The sequence below is a fragment of the Ancylobacter sp. genome, assembly GCF_965249975.1.
In the GTDB taxonomy this organism is placed as follows: Bacteria; Pseudomonadota; Alphaproteobacteria; order Rhizobiales; family Xanthobacteraceae; genus Ancylobacter.
The window spans coordinates 538,384-554,376 of record NZ_CBDFNE010000004.1; the positions used below are offsets into that span (position 1 = coordinate 538,384).

Genomic DNA, 15,993 nt, shown 5'->3' on the forward strand with positions numbered 1-15,993 from the left:
GACTTCGCCTCTGGCACAGTTGGAGCCGAGAGCGGCATGTTCGCTTCTAATGACATGCTGCGTTCTACTTGGACGTCTCCGCTCCTTAGCCTGACTGTGTATCTGCCGCTTAAAGTCAACATTTTCATGTTAGCTCAGCTTAGGAGCCAGTGTGATTAGGCACAATTTTCTGTAATTCTCGGCAAGATTGCATCGCATCAATGGGGGTAAGATGTTGGACGACGAAAACCGCCGCCTCATAATGGATCGGCTTGGCGGGGCGGTGGATGATCTCGTAGCGGACTTGTACTCAGACACCGCAGGCGGTGTCAGTGTGGTGCAGGAAGCCGAGATCACGTCGCGATTGTGCCAGCGCCTGGAAGACAGGTTGGATAACTCGCAGGCAGGAGAATATATCTTTCGAGTAATAGCCCAGTCATTGCCGGATCGCGGCCCAAACTCGATGGAAAAGCTTTTCGGCGCGGACCTCTTCCTGTCGATCTCGCTCGATGGGGCTGACGGCTTTGACAAAGGCATTTTTATCCAGGCGAAGTATGACCGCAACATCAACCGCACCGAACTGAAAGATGCTTGCCGCCGTATGGAGGCAATAGCAGAACGCCAAGGCGTTTACGTCTGGGTGTATGAACCTGATGGCGTCAAAGTGCTGTCATCGCACCAGGTGGGTCAGATGAAGCAAAACTCTCTCGCCGGAATCCAACCACGGACGATGACCGGCTTCACTGGGCGCATCTTGGATTGTTATGCGGGCAGTCGAGCCTGGGGGATTCCGTCTATTGGAGACCGGCGCAAATTAGTAGCTGAACGCCTACTTGAAGCGAGAGCGAGCAATCTCCTGGACATCAAACTGAAAAAGGATCGAGGCTAACGACCGAAACGCCCGGTCGCCGTGACGGATAAACCCCATGCTTGTCGATATTTTTGCTCGCCGATACGAAGGAGTTCAGCTTCGTGCAGCGTTTGAAGAGCGGGACAGTCGCCTGCTTGTCCAATCGTTCCGTATCCTGGCGGAAGACCTGGCGCCTTATTATCTGGATGGTCAGGAGAACTCTGCATCCGTCAGTTTCTGGACGACGCTTGAAAGCAGCCTGTCACGCGAACTTGGCGTGAAAGAGCTTTCCCAACACTGGTCATATTATACCACCAACGGGCGATTTCAGACGTTCAAAAGTACCCTGCTTTCGGTCTGCGAGAAGTGGCTGACCCAGCCCCCTGCCGGTTCACCAGATACCCACTTAAAGGAGCGGTTGAGCCTCATCGAACTTGGCTTCCGCGCCAAGGAAGCCGATATTGCAGCAATGAATGCTAGGGATGTAACGGATGGCGAGAAGCTACTTGCCTCGCTCACCCGCCCAGGACTGAGAGTGCCTGGAAATCCAGAAGACGGTGCCCGCGCTCGACGCGCTATGCGAACAAAGACATTTCAAACCGCTGTAGACGAATTGAACACTCGCTTCCGACAAGCCAGATATCCTTTGAATTACCATAACGGCTTCATTCAGATAGTGACCGACGATCTGGTGCAGATCGAGGTTGAGACCCCCTTTTGGTCTCTCCTAGCAGCCCCACAATGGCAAAACGTTGATATCGACATGAAAGAGGCGCTCGACCTCCGCGACAGCGACGGCAGGGACCCTGCTTTTTATGCGGCACGAGCGTTGGAAAGCACGATCAAAATCATCTCCGACACCAAAGGGTGGACGCACGGAAAAGAGAGGGGCGCCCACAATTATATTGATAACCTCTGCTCTGAGACAAATGCCTTCATAGTCCCTTGGGAAAGCGCCTCGATCAAAGACTTCTTCACCCACGTTCGAAATCCATTCGGGCATGGGGCTGGTAGCTCAACCATGCCGTCGCTGACGAGACCACAAACAGAATGGGCAATCGAGTTCAGTATGAGCTGGATAAAGAACCTAATCCGGCGCATGTAGTGGTGCTTGTCGGCTTCCGTATCTTCGCAATTGGCGCTTTCCTGAAAGGAAACGGCGGCTCTCAGGCGATGACACCTATTGCTTCAATGGCGGACATGAGGGCGCGCTGCTATCACACGACAGCATACTCCAACGTCGCCTTTTGCACGGATGCCGTCCAATACCGAACAGTCTCCTTCCCACCCCATTCCTGACATTTGGAGCTTCTGCTTTTCAGCACTCTCGCTGGCGCGGGCGCCCGACGGTCCAAACTATCCCGAAAGGCAACCTCCGGGCGGTCCGAGTGGCGGCCGCTAAGATCATAAAGGTAGTCGAAGTGTGTGATGGTTGATCCCCCACAACCAACTTGGTTGGTGAGTTTATACTTGATGCACCAATCCTTGTGAACGGTGAGCGGCAGGACTCGACTCTCGGTTGAGTTGAGTATGAGAATGTCCCGTCGCCAAGCCGCGATGGGGGGCCAGATGGGACTCAGATACGACGACCTCGACGACGAAACTCGACGCTTCATGGTCGAGGAAATCGAAATGGATACGGCGTCGGACAAAATTTACCGCAGCTCGTATCTAGGCCAGCGGGCGCAGGGCAATTGGCCCGACTACATCAAGGAAGCCGCTCTATTCGGCTCTGATGAGTCTTTGGCGCGTCAACTGCGAGCGCCGGGGATGTTGAACCAGATGACGCAGCGAACACTCGCTACCGGTAGAACAATCGCCGCCAAGGTGCCCCACAACGCAGCAGAGGTCTCGGCAGAGAGCGAGTTCAACCGGTATTACGCACGCGGCCTCAGCCGTCGGGCGATTAAAGCTGGCATCGCGCGGCTTCAAGTCTACCGCGCAAAAGCGGTCATGAGCCCGCGCCAAGAATCGGAACGAATGATCGGGCTCCTTGTGGACCCCGGCACGTTATTGATTGACTTACGCGGCAGCATCGGCATTGAGACCGCGCTCGGCATCCCGCCCGGACCCGGCTCTGGCATAAGTGTCCGGCTTCCCAAGAACTAACGACCCGTCTATCGCCAGTGAGTAGTCGAAAGCGAAATCGTCAAGTTTCATCTTGAAAAGCAGCGCAGCGGCAGCAAGCCCCCAGCCGTGCTTACCGCATAGCTCGGATATCGTAATTGGGTGATAACGTCGAGGCCGCAAGGGAGGCGCGGGTGCTCACACAAATCAAGAAAATCAAAAGCTTCGGGGTTTTTGACAATTACATGGCAGCGGCTGAGCTGCCTGCCTTCGGTCGTTTCAATGTAGTCTATGGAGAGAATGGCTCAGGCAAGACCACCTTCTCGCGATTGCTCGCCAGCCTCGAAGCCGGCACGCACCCGGACCATCCGGATCTCGAATACGCCATCGATAGCCAGTCCGGTGCACTTACACATGGCAATAAGTACCTGCGCGGCGTGCGCGTCTTCAACAGCGACTACGTGGAGGCAAATATCGGGCGGTTCGATGGACCGCTGCGGCATATCCTCATTATCGGCGAAGAAAACAAAGCGATCGCTGAGGAGTTGAAAGCGGAGATCGCTACCCGCGACGATCGGGCCCAAAAGATCGCGACTGTGAACACCGCCATCGCCAAGATCGATAACGCCAAGGGCAAACTGTTTTCCCAGATCGCTAAGACGATCGGCGAAGCAACCAGCGGCTCGACGTTGCGCAGCTATCGGAAGCCCGACGCGGAAGCCGCGTTCGGCAAGCTGGCAGGCGTGCAGTCACTAACTGACGACGAGCTTGACGTTCACCGTGCCACCGTCCGGCAGGAGCAGATGGCTGCGATACCCCCCCTTTGTCTTCCCTCTGTGGTGATCGAAGGCAAAGAGGTCAACGTGATCGACTTCGCTGGGAGCGCCAGAAAACACGCGGAGGCTTTCCTTCTGCGGTCGGCGCAGGCCTCAGTCATCGAAAGGCTGGTAACAAATCCTGCCATCGCATCATGGGTGGACGAAGGCCTTCACATTCATTCGGGCGCCGAGCGCTGCGAGTTCTGCAATCAACCGTTGCCCGCGGAACGTATGAAGGCGCTCGCCGCACACTTCAGCGTCGAGGACCGGAAGCTCAAGGAAGAGCTTGAGGGCGAGCGCTCCGGTGTCACCGCGACCATGGAAAGTTTGGGCAGCTTACCCCTGCCTGATCGCCTAGCCTTCTATTCCGAGCTTCGAGCCGACTACGACACGGCGATCGGGGAATTCGCCGAAGGGCGAGACAAGCTCATCGACCAGCTCGCTAGTGTCCGTGATGCACTAACCGAAAAGCTCACCCTGCGCACCACCGCATATGCGCGCGAGATCGACTGCGACATCGCCGGGCTGGCGGCTGCGTACGAGGCCATTCAGGAAATCATCAGGCGTCATCAGGACAAGACCGCCAGCTTCGACAAAGCCAAGACGGACGCCGCGAAGGCGATCGAGAGCCACTACTTGCTGACCATCAAGGAGCAAGTGGACGAGCTGGCTAACCAAGCGGCAAAGCTAAAGGCCGAAGGCGACCTCTTGCGTGACGGCGGCGACGGTCTTCCGGACAAGCGCGGTCTGGAAGAGCTTTCACAATCCATCATCGCCAAGCAGGCGCAGGTCTCGAACGCTCACGCGGGTGGAGAAGGCCTGACCAATCACCTCAAGCAGTTCCTCGGGCGCACGGACCTGCGGTTCGAGTCCGGCGACAGCGGTTATCAGGTTCTTCGCCGGGGTAAGCCAGCCAAACGGCTGAGCGAGGGCGAAAAGACTGCCATCGCGTTTCTGTATTTTCTCGTTCAGCTCAAGGACCAAGAGTTTAATCTGGCCGAAGGCGTCGTCGTGATCGACGACCCTATCTCCAGCCTAGATTCATCTGCGATCTACCAGGCGTTCTCGTTCCTAAAGAACGAGGCCAAGGACGCGAAGCAACTCTTTATCATGACGCACAACTTTGAATTCCTGAAGTTGCTGATCAACTGGTTGGAGAATTCGGGGCTTAAGAAGGCCGACAAGTCCTACACGATGGTAGTGTGCACGGAGACCGCGAACGGGCGTTCCGCGCGTCTGGCCCCACTCGACCAGCTCTTGATCGACCACGCCACGGAGTATCATTACCTATTCAAGGTGCTCTACACGTTCCAGTCCGACGGGACGATCCTGAGCTGCTATCACATCCCTAACATCGCCCGGAAAGTGCTCGAGACCTTCTTGGACTTCCACGTGCCCTCGAAGGGCTCGCTGTACGCTAAGCTTGATAAAGTGGACTTCGATGATCACAAGAAGACGGCAATCAACAAGTTTGCCAATGACCTCTCGCACTACACTGGAAAGGGATTCGATCCAGCATTAGTTGCAGAATCTCAGAAGAATACCAAGTATCTACTAGAAATGATAAAGGCTGTTGCTCCACTGCACTACAGCGGCCTCGAAGCGCTCTCCCAAGTTTAACGCTGATCAACGGTTCTTGGGAATAGGTGCCGAGATCAAAGGTTGCCTCTATCGCAAGGACGAGGAAAGGCTGTGGACCGCCTACCAGTTCGAGCGCGATCTCGCAGCGCGCATCATGGGGCAGGCACAAGCCCTACAAGGGCGTGTCCGCTTTGTGGTGGATATTCGATGTCAGGTCTTGGCGCAAAGGGTGCCTACGTGCCGTGCCTCGCTAATGTCCGCTTTTGGGCCGCGGCTGCTGCCAGATCAATGACCGCAATCGGGGCGCAAAGCAGACGTCGCTGAATTGGCTGTCGAGGGGCAGTTATGGCTCAACTCCGGCTGGCCCCGTCATTCTCCGCTCCCCCAACATCCTCCACGATCTCCTGCCGCAACTGCGGCCCCTTGGCGAGGCGCCGACCGAGGGCACTCGTATAGGCTGCGTAGCGCTCGGAGAGCTTGGCACGCGCGGCCTGGGCGACCGGTTCCGGCAGCGCGGGGGTGGTGGCGAGCCAGAAGCGGATGAAGGTGGCGAAGGCCTCTGTCGAGATGCCGAGGTCGCGCTCCAGCCGCGCGAGACGGCGATCGATCTGGCCCAGGCGTCGGGCAAGAGCAGCTTCCTGGCGCTCGGCGGTGTCGGGCGACAGGAAGGAAGCGATCGCTGCCTGGGCAATCAGGGACATGGATTGGTCGCGCTGGGCGGAGTAGTGCGCCAGCAGGTCCTTGACGTCGGGCTCGAGATAGACGGAAACTTGCGCCTTCTTCGTACGACTTGCCATGGCGATCATAGCTCCATGCCGTCGTCGGGATTGAGGCTGACCTGGCGGGCCACGCCTTGCATCAGGCCGGTCATGCGCCGGTTCCGGGTGGCGACATCCTCCAACTCGTCGTCGCGATCCGTGTCGAACTCGAACTCATTCTCGATGTGCTGCATTTTCTCGACCGGCTTCACGCGGCTGAGCTCGGGCTGATGCCGGTGTTCGGAGCCTGTCGGGTCATCGTCTCCACCTTCAACGGCGAGGCTCCCGCCCGTGCCCTCCTGGGGCCTTGGCAACGGCAGCGTGGTCCAGTCATCGTGTTGGACGGTAGAGCCACGGGAGGGTGTTGGCGGCGGAAGGAGCCGATCCTGGAAACGTGCGTCCTCGTAATAGCGCGCCTTCTTTGCCCGGATCGGTGGGGTGCCGGCGACCATGACGATCTCGTCCGCAGGTGGCAGCTGCATGACCTCGCCGGGGGTGAGCAGCGGGCGGGCAGTCTCCGAGCGCGATACCATGAGATGTCCGAGCCAGGGCGAGAGCCGGTGACCGGCATAATTCTTCATCGCTTTCATCTCGGTGGCGGTGCCGAGCGCATCGGAGACGCGCTTGGCGGTGCGCTCGTCGTTCGTCGCGAAGCTCACGCGGACATGGCAGTTGTCGAGGATCGAGTTGTTCGGCCCATAGGCCTTCTCGATCTGGTTCAGCGACTGGGCGATGAGGAAGGCTTTCAGGCCATAGCCGGCCATGAAGGCGAGCGCGCTCTCGAAGAAGTCGAGCCGCCCCAGCGCAGGAAACTCGTCGAGCATAAGCAGCAGCCGATGGCGTCCGGCCTTTGCCTGCAGGTCCTCGGTGAGGCGCCGGCCGATCTGGTTGAGGAGGAGGCGGATCAGTGGCTTGGTGCGATTGATGTCGGAGGGTGGCACCACGAGGTAGAGCGTAGTCGGGGCCTTACCGCTGACGACATCGGCGATGCGCCAGTCGCAGCGCCGCGTCACCTCGGCGATCACCGGATCGCGGTAGAGGCCGAGGAAGGACATGGCGGTGGAGAGCACGCCCGAGCGCTCATTGTCGGATTTGTTCAGCAGTTCGCGAGCGGCGCTGGCGATGACGGGATGCGGGCCCGCCTCGCCGAGGTGGGCGGTTTTCATCATGGCATCGAGCGTGGTCTCGATCGGCCGCTTCGGATCGGAGAGAAAGGCGGCGACGCCGGCGAGCGTCTTGTCCGTCTCGGCATAGAGAACGTGGAGGATGGCGCCGACGAGCAGCGCGTGGCTGGTCTTTTCCCAGTGGTTTCGCTTTTCCAGGGAGCCTTCGGGGTCCACCAAGATGTCGGCGATGTTCTGGACGTCACGCACTTCCCATTCGCCGCGACGCACCTCGAGCAGCGGATTATAGGCGGCGGACTTGGCATTGGTCGGGTCGAACAGCAGTACGCGGCCATGCCGGGCGCGGAAGCCGGCGGTGAGCTGCCAGTTCTCGCCCTTGATGTCATGGACGATGGCCGATCCCGGCCATGTCAGCAGCGAGGGCACCACCAGGCCGACGCCCTTGCCGGACCGGGTCGGCGCGAAGCACAGCACATGCTCTGGCCCGTCATGCCGCAGATAGTCCCGGTCATACCGGCCGAGGACGACGCCATCCGTTCCGAGTAGCCCGGCAGACCGGACTTCCTCCCTTTCGGCCCAGCGTGCCGAACCATAGGTCTCGACCCTGGAGGCCTCGCGGGCCCGCCAGACTGACAGGGCGATGGCGACGGCGATGGAGAGGAAGCCTCCGGAGGCGGCGATCAGTGCGCCCCGGAAGAACACCTCCGGCGCATAGGCATCGAAAAAGTACCACCACCAGAAGAAGGCCGGCGGATAGTAGACCGTCAACCCGAGCCACTCGAACCATGGCGCACCCAGCTGCGCCTGAAAGCCAAGGGTCCAAGCCACATATTGTGTAGCGCCCCAGATGGCCGCCAGCACGATGAGCAGGACGGCGAGGATCTGCCCCCAGAGGATTTTCGTCGCCGACATGGTGATGGTCCTTCTCTCGGGTCAGAGGCCAAGGCCGCGCTTGCGGCCGAAACTCCAGTCCACGCCACCATCGTCACGGGCGACGCCGGAGACATGCTTGCCGAGCTGGCGTTCCAGCGAGGGCGACCAGGGCACGAGCTGGAATCCGAGCCCGTCATCGAGCATGGCGAAGCGACCGGACGCGAGCACAAGGCGCTGGCGATACGTGCCGGCGACATACTCGCCGGTGCCGGACTTATTGAACGGCAGGCCGGTCTCTGCGGCGAGCTTCTCTCCCACGGCCTCCAGTTCCCGGCGGCGGAGCGTGTCGATGAGATTGCGGGCGAAGACGATCCGCCGTCCCTGCCGTTCGGCCAGACCCTCGCGGATGAGATGCTCGGAGCGTCGGTCGAGTGCCTGGCTCACCTCCGCACCAAAGCCACCGTCGGAGAGAGCGACGGGGTCACGCGCAATGGCCTGTCGGTCGAGCCAGGTGGCGCCGGTGGCAGTGACCTGATGGGCGAGATCCAGATCGGAGCGCACGGCGACCGCGACGCGCCGTTTGTCGTGGGCGTCATCGAAGGTGCGCAGCTCGACGATGGAGCCAGGCGCGCCGTCACCGGCGGCATCGAGATCGGGCAACCGGATGTGATGGGAACGCCCGTCCACGCCATCGACGATGGCATAGGCGGAGCCGTGGAGTTCATCATCGAGACCGCGCGCGACCAGCCGGCCGATGACCGGCACGTCGAGGCTCTCGGCGGCGAGGACATAGCTGGCCGTGCCGCGCTCGATCCCTCGGTCGGTCAGGGCGCGATGCATGCGCTTGATGATGTCGCCGCGCTCACCGAGCGCGCGCAGGGTTGATTCCGCGTCCGGCTCCATCACCCATTGCGCGTTGGCGATCTCCTTGGCGAGGCCGAGCGTCTCGAGTTTACGGAGGCGCCCAATCTTCAGTGCATGGTGTTCGTCCGGCTGTCGGCCGGGAACCGGCGCCATGTCGATGATGCCGCTCTCGCGGGTCTCGCGGAGAAGCTGCCGATCGAGCTCGGTCCAGCGCTCGGCCTCGATCTGGCGTTCCAAACCCCGGCGGATATCGAGCTCGGTGCGCGGGCCGAGTTCCTGGGTGATCAGGTCGCTGGCGCGATCGCGCATGCCCTCCTTGATGTAGTCGCGGGAGATCACAAGGTCCTGGCCATCGTCGCGGCGGCCCCGGACGATCAGATGCACATGGGGATGCTCGGTGTTCCAGTGATCGACGGCGACCCAGTCGAGACCGGTGCCGAGGTCCCTTTCCATCTGTCGGGCGAGGTCACGGGTGAAGGCCCGCAGGTCCTCCATCTCCAGGGCGTCGTCGGGCGAGACGATGAAGCGGAAATGGTGCCGGTCCTCGCGGCAGCGCTCGGTGAAGGCGTCGACATCGACGCTGTCGATCTCGGGACCAAACATCCGCGCCTTTTCGCCGTCGCGGGTCACGCCCTCGCGGCGAAGATAGGTGAGGTGCTGACTGAGAGAGCCCGCACGGGCCGTGTGTCGGACGACGCGGGCTTTCACCACGGCGCCACGCGAGTGCGGCGTGATCCGGCGGCTGGCCTGAAGGCTGGCGACCTGTCCGCTGCCGAAACGCGAGCGGTTGCCAGAGGCGATCTTGCCGGAGCGAGAGACCCCGCCGCCGGCCTTTCGGGCCGCGGCAAGCGCCTGGGCGATGAAGGGCCGCGCCTGTTGGGCGCGCGTCGAGCGGATGCGGCCGGGACGGACGCGGAACTCGCGTTCATCGCTCATGGCGAAGCCTCGCAATGTGCGGAAAATCGTTGATGCGGCGCCATTTGCGGCACGCGCAAACCTTGTGGTTCGGCTCCACAAGGTGCCGCAGGCGCGGAAAACACGTGGTGAAACAACACGACGACCGCCGCGCAATGTGCGCTCTTTTATCCTGCCATCGTGCGGTCGTGATTCCTGTACCGCGCCTCCTCACCCTCAATGGAGCGCCAGAGCCCGACAGGGTGCGAAAGTGGGTCAGCCTGCTCATGGCGCTCTCCGCGACGGCAAAGGTGCAACGAAGAGCGCGCCCGATCGCGGCGCGAGGAGCGCGGCATCGGTGGGATTGCTGCGCGCGGGCGGCGTGGCGAACAGCGGCGCCTCGCGCCAGCTTTGCGCCATTGGACGCACCGATGCGGCGGCGCCGGCCGCAGACTGATTGTCGATGATCGGCGCCAGAGCCGCGATGTAAGTGCGCGTCTCCAGCGGCAGCCGCTCACCCGCAAGCGACGCCTCATAGCGTGCGGGCCCGGCAGTGTAGGCCGCGAGCATGGCGCGGATGCTGCCATAGCGGTCATGGAGCTGGCGCAGATAGGCGGCGCCGGCGAGTATGTTGTCGCGCGGGTCGAATGGATCAGCGCCGAGACCATGATGAACGCGAAGCTCGTCCCAGGTTGCGGGCATGATCTGCATCAGACCCATGGCGCCGGCGGGTGAGACGGCGCGCGGATCGCCGCCGCTCTCGGCCCGCAGGACCGCGCGGATCCAGCTGGCCGGAAGCTCGAAGCGCTGCGCAGCTTCGTCAATATGGGCGGCGTAGGACGTGACGGAATACGCCACGGTCGGCATCGTGGTTTGCGCCGTGGCAGAGCCAGGCGACACACCGCCGATCAACAGTCCGGATGCGAGGAAGAGCGCAGAGTGATGCATGTCAGCGCACCGCCGCGCGCCAGGTGAAGTTGCCGTCGCCAGCCTCATCCGTGAGCAGTGGCATTGCCCGCCCGATGACGGTCGTAGCCGGGATCGGGCCGAAGTAGCGCCCGTCGAGGCTGTCGCCGACGTCCGGGTTCATCAGGAACAGATAGCCGGAAGCGATACGCCGGCAGCCCTGCCAGACCGGCAGATCGCGGCCCGTGCGGTCGCGCGGCAGAGCTTCGCCCAGAGGCACGCCATCGACGGCGATGGCGTCACCGAGACGGCAGACTTCCTGTCCCGGGAGCCCCATCACGCGCTTTAACATCGGCGTTCCTTCGCCGAGATAGCCACGCCCGATGAGGAACGCGGCGAGCGGCGGTGGCGGCATCACCGCGACCAGATCGGTGATCTCGAGATGATCCGCCGGCTCGACAGAATAGAGCCCGACAGGGACGCTCGCCGAGACATTCCAGATCAGCTTGAGCGGCGTCGACACCGTGGCGGCGAAGGCCACACCGACGCTGGCGACGGTCGTCATCAGCACATAGGCGGCGCGGTTCATTGTCCGCACTCCCGCCGCTTCAGCCACGCCTGATGGCGCTCCACGCTATAGACGCGCGGCTCGAATCCGACACTGATGCGGTGCGCGACATGGCCCCAGTGATCGGGCGCGACGGTTGCCGCATCGATGCCGATCGCCTCGATCGCATCGATGTGCTGAAGGATTTTCTCGACCTTCGGCCAGCCATCCGCCCGCAGCAGGATCTCACCGCCGGGGCGCACGAAGGGCAGCGTCTGGTAGCCCTCACCCGGCGCCACGCAGCGCACGATATCAAGGCGGGAGGCGACGGTGCCGAAGTCGTTCGACGCCCACCGGACAAAGGCGAAGATGCAGCCGGGAGGGAAAGAGAGGATGCGCCGCCGACGATCCAGAAGCTGCTCATGCGCGTGATGGCCGAAGCGGATCCAGTTCTCGATGCGCTTCTCGATATGGGTCAGCTCGACATGGGTCAGGGCATCGGACGGGGGACTGGACGCGGAAGCCGTGCTTGCCGCACGGGGCACAAACGCCGCGCTCATGGCAGATCTCCAGATTGGGGAGGGAATTCGCGCGCGAGGAGGGCGCGCAGCATCTCGGCGACGGTGACGCCACGCCGGAAGGCGGCGACCTTGATCCGCCCGCGCAGGTCGGGCGTCACATCGATGGTGAGGCGCGCGGTGAACGTGGCGCCGGGGCGGTGCTCTGGCGCGACATCCGCCGCCTTGACCCAGTGCTCGGGATCGGCAGGTCGGGAGGCGAAGTCGCGGCGGATCGGGCGTTCGCTCATGGCGCGCGCCTCCCGAGGTCAAGACCATTGATCTCGGCGCAGAGCGCGGCGATCTCGCGCGTGGCCGGCCCGGCATCGTCTCGCTCGAAGACGAGACGCCCGGACTGCGCCGCCGCCGCAAAGGCGATGCGCTGACCGATGGTGCTGGCAAGCACCGGCGGATCATGGTCAGCCAGCGTCCGCGCGGTCTCTCGGGCGAGAACGGTGCGCGCGCCGCAGCGGTTCAGGACGAAACGGACCAACATTTCCGGGCGGTAGATCCGAGCCTCGCGGATCAGCGCCAGCATCTCGGCCGACGCCCAGCCGTCAAAGGGCGAGGGCTGCACCGGGATCAGTACCAGATCGGCGGCGAGCAGCGCCGAGCGCATCAGCCCGGCGACGCGGGGCGGTCCATCGATGACGATGTGATCGGCGTCACGCGCAAGCTCGGGCGCCTCCCGGTGCAGCGTGTCGCGGGCGAGGCCGACGACACCGAACAGCCGCGGCAGGCCCTCGCGGCTGCGTTGCTGCGACCAGTCGAGGCTGGAGCCTTGCGGATCAGCGTCGATCACCGTGATCCGCTGTCCCTGCCGGGCCCATTGTCCGGCGAGATGCAGCGCCAGCGTCGTCTTGCCGACCCCGCCTTTCTGGTTGAGGAGCGCGACGATCATGGCGCGCTCCGCACGTTCAGCGGGGACGCGCTCGTCGTAGTAGAATGGCGTAGTTCCGTTAGAAGGATTCCGAAGGAATCCGGGTTAGAGAAGTTACGGACACCGGAAGTCTCTGATTCAGAACGGTGAATCGTCGATTTTGGTCCCCGATAGCACGAGGAGCCGGTCCCTGATGGCACGAGGGTGCTGGTCCCCGATAGCACGAGATGATTCACAGCTTGTCCCCAGATCGGATGGCCGCGAGACGGCGGCGGGTTGGCAGGGCAAGGCGTGCAGCGTCGATCTCGGCGAAGGACAGGATGTCGGCACCGTCCGTCTGGCGGTGCATGCCGAGCCGGTAGCCGGGCAGCGCCTGGCGGCCGACGATCGCGCGTAGGTCATAGGCGAAGTGCTTGAGGGGCGAGAGGCTGCCGGATTTGGCGTGGAGGTGCGCGACGTCGAAGCTCCAGCCGTGGTCCTGATGCCCGCCATGCTTGCGCACAAGGCGGTAGAGCCAGCGCTCGAGCCCACCCGTCAGCCCGAAATAGGCGCGGTCGATGGTGAGCACGAGGGCGTCGTCGAGCACGGCGCGGTAGAACCAGTCCGGCAGGATGAGGTCGACGCCGTCGGGCCGGCCGTTGCGGTCGGTCCGCTCCCGCCATTCATTGATCCAGGAGAAGCGGTGCCGGCGCCCCTCCGCCGGCTGGCGGATGGTGGTCGAGACCGTCGTGGACTGGAGACGGTCGAGCGCGGCCTTGAGGCGCTGATAGTCGCGCAGCGAGGTGCCGCGCCCGACGAAGGTGAGGATCTCATAGGGCGTCGCCGCCATCAGGCGCGAGGTGCGAAGCCCCGCGTCGCGGGCCTCTACGATCTGGCTGGCCGCCCAGATGAGAATGTCGGCGTCCCAGATCGTCGCCATGCCGTGGTCGGGCACGGCCTCGACGCGAATGGCGATGCTGCCGGCTCGGAAATCGATCGGCGCGACGCGCGGCGTCTTGGAGAGGGAGAAGAAGGGATAGGCCATGAGATCCTGCGCATCTCGTGGCGCGAAGTCGCCTGGCAGGGCGCGGAACAGATCGAGCTGTCCGCGCTCCGAGAGGCTGTGATGCCGCGCCGCCATGGGGGCGTTCAGCGCGCGGCGCGGCCGGCGAACGAACCGGCGGCAAGCGCATGGCGCTTGGCCGGCAGGACGGAGCCGCGCGGATCGGAGGTCGAGGTGACCGCGCCGCGCTCGGTCCAGGCCTGGAGGTCGTCGATGGAATAGACGACACGTCCGCCGAGCTTGCGATAGGCGGGACCGGTGCCGTAGGTGCGGTGCTTCTCAAGTGTGCGGGCCGACAGGCTGAGAAACGCGGCGGCTTCCTTGGTGCGCAAGTAGCGCGGCGGGAGGGTGGCGAGATCGGGTCGCATGGAGCGGGCCTCAGTGGGCGTGGCGGGAGCCGCCGGAGTGCGGCGGCGGACGGTGACCACGGTGGCGGAGGAGGAATGTCCGGAGGGATGGGGAAGATTAGGGGGCTAAAGTCCCCACCCTAGCGGGGCGACGTGTGGCGGCGTCGCCGATGAAGGAGCTTGCGGTAATCGCCCTCGATCATGCGCCGCGCATCCTCCACGAGCGCGATGACGGTGTCGCGCAGGGAGGATGTCTTCCAGGGCGCTGCCGCGACCCGAGCCTTACCGAACAGGCTGATGGCGATCTCACGATAGGTCGCGCCCGCACGGCGACCGTCCCCCGCTTGAAACATGTGGCGCAAGCGACGGCGCTGCTGGGGTGTGATCCTCCGGTCTGGCGGCACGGCCGCTCTCAGCATATGGGCCCAGAGCCGTACCAGAGCCTCGATACGATCCGGCAGATGCGCGTCCATCCGGACGAGGGCACAGAGGGATGGATCGAGGCGATGGCCTTCTGGCAGCATAACGGTGATCGCGTCGCGGCCCGCGCCGACCATCACACAGCTGGATGCATGCAGGTGATGGACCGTGTCTTGAGATGTATTACCAGTGATCAGGCGGCCACAGGCGGTGTCGCGCTGCGCGACAAGCATGATGAGGCCAGGGTCGGTTTCCAGGTCCCAGACGACAGAAACGGTTCGGGCATCACGTGCGGGATCGATCGGGAAATCGTAGACCCCAGCGGGCTTGCATGAGCGTCGCGAGGGTCTCCTTCTCCGGATCGTCGACCACACGGAACCTGGCGTAGTCCCGTCGATACGCCTCGTTGCGCCTAAGCCATTCCCAGGCGAGCTGTGAGGGTGAGAGCGCATCTACGAAGGCGTAGGCCTCTGATGACTGCCAGGCGATTTCCAGGACCATCGGGATCCCTTTCGAGCGTGCCGCGATACGCCCGACGATCTCGTCTGAAGGGAGCTTCCGGAAGAAACGCCAGAGACATGGTCTGATGCCGGGCCGGCATCACCCGATCACTTGTCGGGTCGACGCAGGAGTTCCTGATATCCTTGCGCCGACATCCAGCGCGCCCGCGCCAGATGGGCTGCGTGGACACGCCTGGCATGTTCCGGCGCGGTGAGCGGGTCCAGGCCGAACAGCAGCGCGACAACTTCCTCCCAGTCGGCGCCCGCCGCTTCGGCATCGAGCAGCCGCAGATAGAGCACGGCATGCCTGCGATCATAGTCGGTGACGGTCGGCGAATCGGGCGGCGCATCGTGGAAGGCTCGGGTCATGGCGAGCGTCGCTCTTCATCGTGATGAGCGAGAGACTAGGCCGAACAAGTGGTGGGACGGCAGGCCGTGGAGCGGCATCATGTGATGAGGCCACGGCATCGCGGGAGCGTGCCCAGATGCGTACGCCCGCACGTGATCGGCGGCCGGTTAGACGGGTAGCACTCTGTTCTACTCTCAGAACAATCGAAGCCGCCGGCATCGAGTTCATTCCCGAGAATGGTGGCGGGGCTGGCGTTCGCTTCAGTACGCCAGCGCGCAAAGCAGATTAGTCTTTACATATTATAGTTGATAAACTTGATCGTCGGAATCCGCGACCGCTTGCGCCATGGACATGCGCAAGCTGGTCGGCCGCAATCTCGCGCGCCTGCGTCAGGCTCAGAAGCTGACTCAGGAGGAGCTTGCCATGCGTTCGGGGTTCAGCCAGCAATATCTGTCCGACGTTGAGCGCGGCCTCAAGAATCCGACGATCATCACACTGTACGAGATCGCGCTGGCCCTGAGCGTGAGCCATGTGGCGCTCGTCGAGCCGGACGGGATGGCGGAGGAGAGGGCGCCACAGCCTAAGCGAAGGCGCGCCGTAGGCGCGAGCCGGATCAAGTGACACGACAACGGAATGT

The 15,993-nt window shown here is 63.0% G+C and carries 18 protein-coding genes; 5 read left to right on the forward strand and 13 right to left on the reverse strand.

Annotation, left to right across the window (positions count from 1 at the left end; translation table 11 throughout):
• Positions 1 to 211 precede the first annotated feature (211 nt).
• The 4 genes from ACP2AH_RS07040 to ACP2AH_RS07055 all read left to right on the forward strand — a co-directional run bounded on the left by ACP2AH_RS07040 (position 212) and on the right by ACP2AH_RS07055 (position 5,334).
• Positions 212 to 868: a hypothetical protein gene (locus tag ACP2AH_RS07040; RefSeq protein WP_279315377.1), complete on the forward strand. Its 657-nt coding sequence runs from the start codon at positions 212 to 214 to the stop codon at positions 866 to 868.
• A gap of 37 nt (positions 869 to 905) precedes the next feature.
• Complete coding sequence (locus tag ACP2AH_RS07045) at positions 906 to 1,934, forward strand: AbiJ-NTD4 domain-containing protein (RefSeq protein ID WP_425105143.1); 1,029 nt, start codon at positions 906 to 908, stop codon at positions 1,932 to 1,934.
• Between the two features lie 431 nt (positions 1,935 to 2,365).
• Positions 2,366 to 2,938 (forward strand): hypothetical protein, encoded by a 573-nt coding sequence (locus ACP2AH_RS07050; protein ID WP_425105144.1) that lies wholly within the window; start codon positions 2,366 to 2,368, stop codon positions 2,936 to 2,938.
• 116 nt (positions 2,939 to 3,054) lie between these two features.
• Entirely contained in the window at positions 3,055 to 5,334 is a 2,280-nt protein-coding gene (locus ACP2AH_RS07055; protein ID WP_425105145.1) for an AAA family ATPase, read from the forward strand.
• A 311-nt stretch (positions 5,335 to 5,645) separates the two neighbouring features.
• On the opposite strand, the gene ACP2AH_RS07060 is transcribed toward ACP2AH_RS07055, so the two are convergent.
• The 13 genes from ACP2AH_RS07060 to ACP2AH_RS07120 form a co-directional block, all read right to left on the reverse strand.
• The gene (locus tag ACP2AH_RS07060) at positions 5,646 to 6,092 is read right to left on the reverse strand and encodes a CopG family transcriptional regulator (RefSeq protein ID WP_425105146.1); all 447 of its coding nucleotides are present in this window, start codon (positions 6,090 to 6,092) and stop codon (positions 5,646 to 5,648) included.
• Between the two features lie 5 nt (positions 6,093 to 6,097).
• The gene (locus tag ACP2AH_RS07065) at positions 6,098 to 8,089 is read right to left on the reverse strand and encodes a conjugal transfer protein TraG (RefSeq protein ID WP_425105147.1); all 1,992 of its coding nucleotides are present in this window, start codon (positions 8,087 to 8,089) and stop codon (positions 6,098 to 6,100) included.
• Positions 8,090 to 8,110: 21 nt separating this feature from the next.
• Entirely contained in the window at positions 8,111 to 9,850 is a 1,740-nt protein-coding gene (locus ACP2AH_RS07070; protein WP_425105148.1) for a relaxase/mobilization nuclease domain-containing protein, read from the reverse strand.
• Positions 9,851 to 10,093: 243 nt separating this feature from the next.
• Positions 10,094 to 10,756 (reverse strand): lytic transglycosylase domain-containing protein, encoded by a 663-nt coding sequence (locus ACP2AH_RS07075; RefSeq protein WP_425105149.1) that lies wholly within the window; start codon positions 10,754 to 10,756, stop codon positions 10,094 to 10,096.
• 1 nt (position 10,757) lies between these two features.
• Complete coding sequence (traF, locus tag ACP2AH_RS07080; RefSeq protein WP_425105150.1) at positions 10,758 to 11,303, reverse strand: conjugative transfer signal peptidase TraF; 546 nt, start codon at positions 11,301 to 11,303, stop codon at positions 10,758 to 10,760.
• Positions 11,300 to 11,821: a DUF2840 domain-containing protein gene (locus tag ACP2AH_RS07085; protein ID WP_425105151.1), complete on the reverse strand. Its 522-nt coding sequence runs from the start codon at positions 11,819 to 11,821 to the stop codon at positions 11,300 to 11,302. Before ACP2AH_RS07085 ends, traF begins: the two co-directional genes overlap by 4 nt.
• Positions 11,818 to 12,069 (reverse strand): ribbon-helix-helix protein, encoded by a 252-nt coding sequence (locus tag ACP2AH_RS07090; RefSeq protein ID WP_425105152.1) that lies wholly within the window; start codon positions 12,067 to 12,069, stop codon positions 11,818 to 11,820. The genes ACP2AH_RS07085 and ACP2AH_RS07090 overlap by 4 nt, the downstream gene beginning before the upstream one ends.
• Positions 12,066 to 12,719, reverse strand: a complete 654-nt coding sequence (gene parA / locus ACP2AH_RS07095) for a ParA family partition ATPase (protein ID WP_425105153.1) — start codon at positions 12,717 to 12,719, stop codon at positions 12,066 to 12,068. Before parA ends, ACP2AH_RS07090 begins: the two co-directional genes overlap by 4 nt.
• A 211-nt stretch (positions 12,720 to 12,930) precedes the next feature.
• Positions 12,931 to 13,818, reverse strand: a complete 888-nt coding sequence (locus ACP2AH_RS07100; RefSeq protein WP_425105154.1) for a replication initiator protein A — start codon at positions 13,816 to 13,818, stop codon at positions 12,931 to 12,933.
• Positions 13,819 to 13,826: 8 nt separating this feature from the next.
• Positions 13,827 to 14,108: a helix-turn-helix transcriptional regulator gene (locus ACP2AH_RS07105; RefSeq protein ID WP_209101848.1), complete on the reverse strand. Its 282-nt coding sequence runs from the start codon at positions 14,106 to 14,108 to the stop codon at positions 13,827 to 13,829.
• Positions 14,109 to 14,227: 119 nt separating this feature from the next.
• Positions 14,228 to 14,740 (reverse strand): DUF2285 domain-containing protein, encoded by a 513-nt coding sequence (locus tag ACP2AH_RS07110; protein WP_425105155.1) that lies wholly within the window; start codon positions 14,738 to 14,740, stop codon positions 14,228 to 14,230.
• 52 nt (positions 14,741 to 14,792) lie between these two features.
• Positions 14,793 to 15,008, reverse strand: coding sequence for a transcriptional regulator domain-containing protein (locus tag ACP2AH_RS07115; RefSeq protein WP_425105156.1), 216 nt, complete (start codon positions 15,006 to 15,008; stop codon positions 14,793 to 14,795).
• Positions 15,009 to 15,115: 107 nt separating this feature from the next.
• Positions 15,116 to 15,376: a DNA -binding domain-containing protein gene (locus ACP2AH_RS07120; protein WP_425105157.1), complete on the reverse strand. Its 261-nt coding sequence runs from the start codon at positions 15,374 to 15,376 to the stop codon at positions 15,116 to 15,118.
• 325 nt (positions 15,377 to 15,701) lie between these two features.
• On the opposite strand from ACP2AH_RS07120, the gene ACP2AH_RS07125 reads away from it, so the two are divergent.
• A complete protein-coding gene (locus ACP2AH_RS07125; protein WP_425105158.1) occupies positions 15,702 to 15,977 on the forward strand; it encodes a helix-turn-helix domain-containing protein in 276 nt (91 codons plus the stop codon).
• Positions 15,978 to 15,993 lie beyond the last annotated feature (16 nt).

Excerpts from the sequence above, each read along its gene's own strand:
- ACP2AH_RS07110 (WP_425105155.1), bottom strand. The coding sequence starts at position 14,740 with ATGCTTGTCGCGCAGCGCGACACCGCCTGTGGCCGCCTGATCACTGGT.
- ACP2AH_RS07100 (WP_425105154.1), bottom strand. The coding sequence starts at position 13,818 with ATGGCGGCGCGGCATCACAGCCTCTCGGAGCGCGGACAGCTCGATCTG.
- ACP2AH_RS07075 (WP_425105149.1), bottom strand. The coding sequence starts at position 10,756 with ATGCATCACTCTGCGCTCTTCCTCGCATCCGGACTGTTGATCGGCGGT.
- ACP2AH_RS07085 (WP_425105151.1), bottom strand. The coding sequence starts at position 11,821 with ATGAGCGCGGCGTTTGTGCCCCGTGCGGCAAGCACGGCTTCCGCGTCC.
- ACP2AH_RS07065 (WP_425105147.1), bottom strand. The coding sequence starts at position 8,089 with ATGTCGGCGACGAAAATCCTCTGGGGGCAGATCCTCGCCGTCCTGCTC.
- ACP2AH_RS07045 (WP_425105143.1), top strand. The coding sequence starts at position 906 with ATGCTTGTCGATATTTTTGCTCGCCGATACGAAGGAGTTCAGCTTCGT.
- parA (WP_425105153.1), bottom strand. The coding sequence starts at position 12,719 with ATGATCGTCGCGCTCCTCAACCAGAAAGGCGGGGTCGGCAAGACGACG.
- ACP2AH_RS07040 (WP_279315377.1), top strand. The coding sequence starts at position 212 with ATGTTGGACGACGAAAACCGCCGCCTCATAATGGATCGGCTTGGCGGG.
- ACP2AH_RS07090 (WP_425105152.1), bottom strand. The coding sequence starts at position 12,069 with ATGAGCGAACGCCCGATCCGCCGCGACTTCGCCTCCCGACCTGCCGAT.
- ACP2AH_RS07125 (WP_425105158.1), top strand. The coding sequence starts at position 15,702 with ATGGACATGCGCAAGCTGGTCGGCCGCAATCTCGCGCGCCTGCGTCAG.
- ACP2AH_RS07070 (WP_425105148.1), bottom strand. The coding sequence starts at position 9,850 with ATGAGCGATGAACGCGAGTTCCGCGTCCGTCCCGGCCGCATCCGCTCG.
- traF (WP_425105150.1), bottom strand. The coding sequence starts at position 11,303 with ATGAACCGCGCCGCCTATGTGCTGATGACGACCGTCGCCAGCGTCGGT.
- ACP2AH_RS07105 (WP_209101848.1), bottom strand. The coding sequence starts at position 14,108 with ATGCGACCCGATCTCGCCACCCTCCCGCCGCGCTACTTGCGCACCAAG.
- ACP2AH_RS07050 (WP_425105144.1), top strand. The coding sequence starts at position 2,366 with ATGTCCCGTCGCCAAGCCGCGATGGGGGGCCAGATGGGACTCAGATAC.
- ACP2AH_RS07115 (WP_425105156.1), bottom strand. The coding sequence starts at position 15,008 with ATGGTCCTGGAAATCGCCTGGCAGTCATCAGAGGCCTACGCCTTCGTA.
- ACP2AH_RS07120 (WP_425105157.1), bottom strand. The coding sequence starts at position 15,376 with ATGACCCGAGCCTTCCACGATGCGCCGCCCGATTCGCCGACCGTCACC.
- ACP2AH_RS07060 (WP_425105146.1), bottom strand. The coding sequence starts at position 6,092 with ATGGCAAGTCGTACGAAGAAGGCGCAAGTTTCCGTCTATCTCGAGCCC.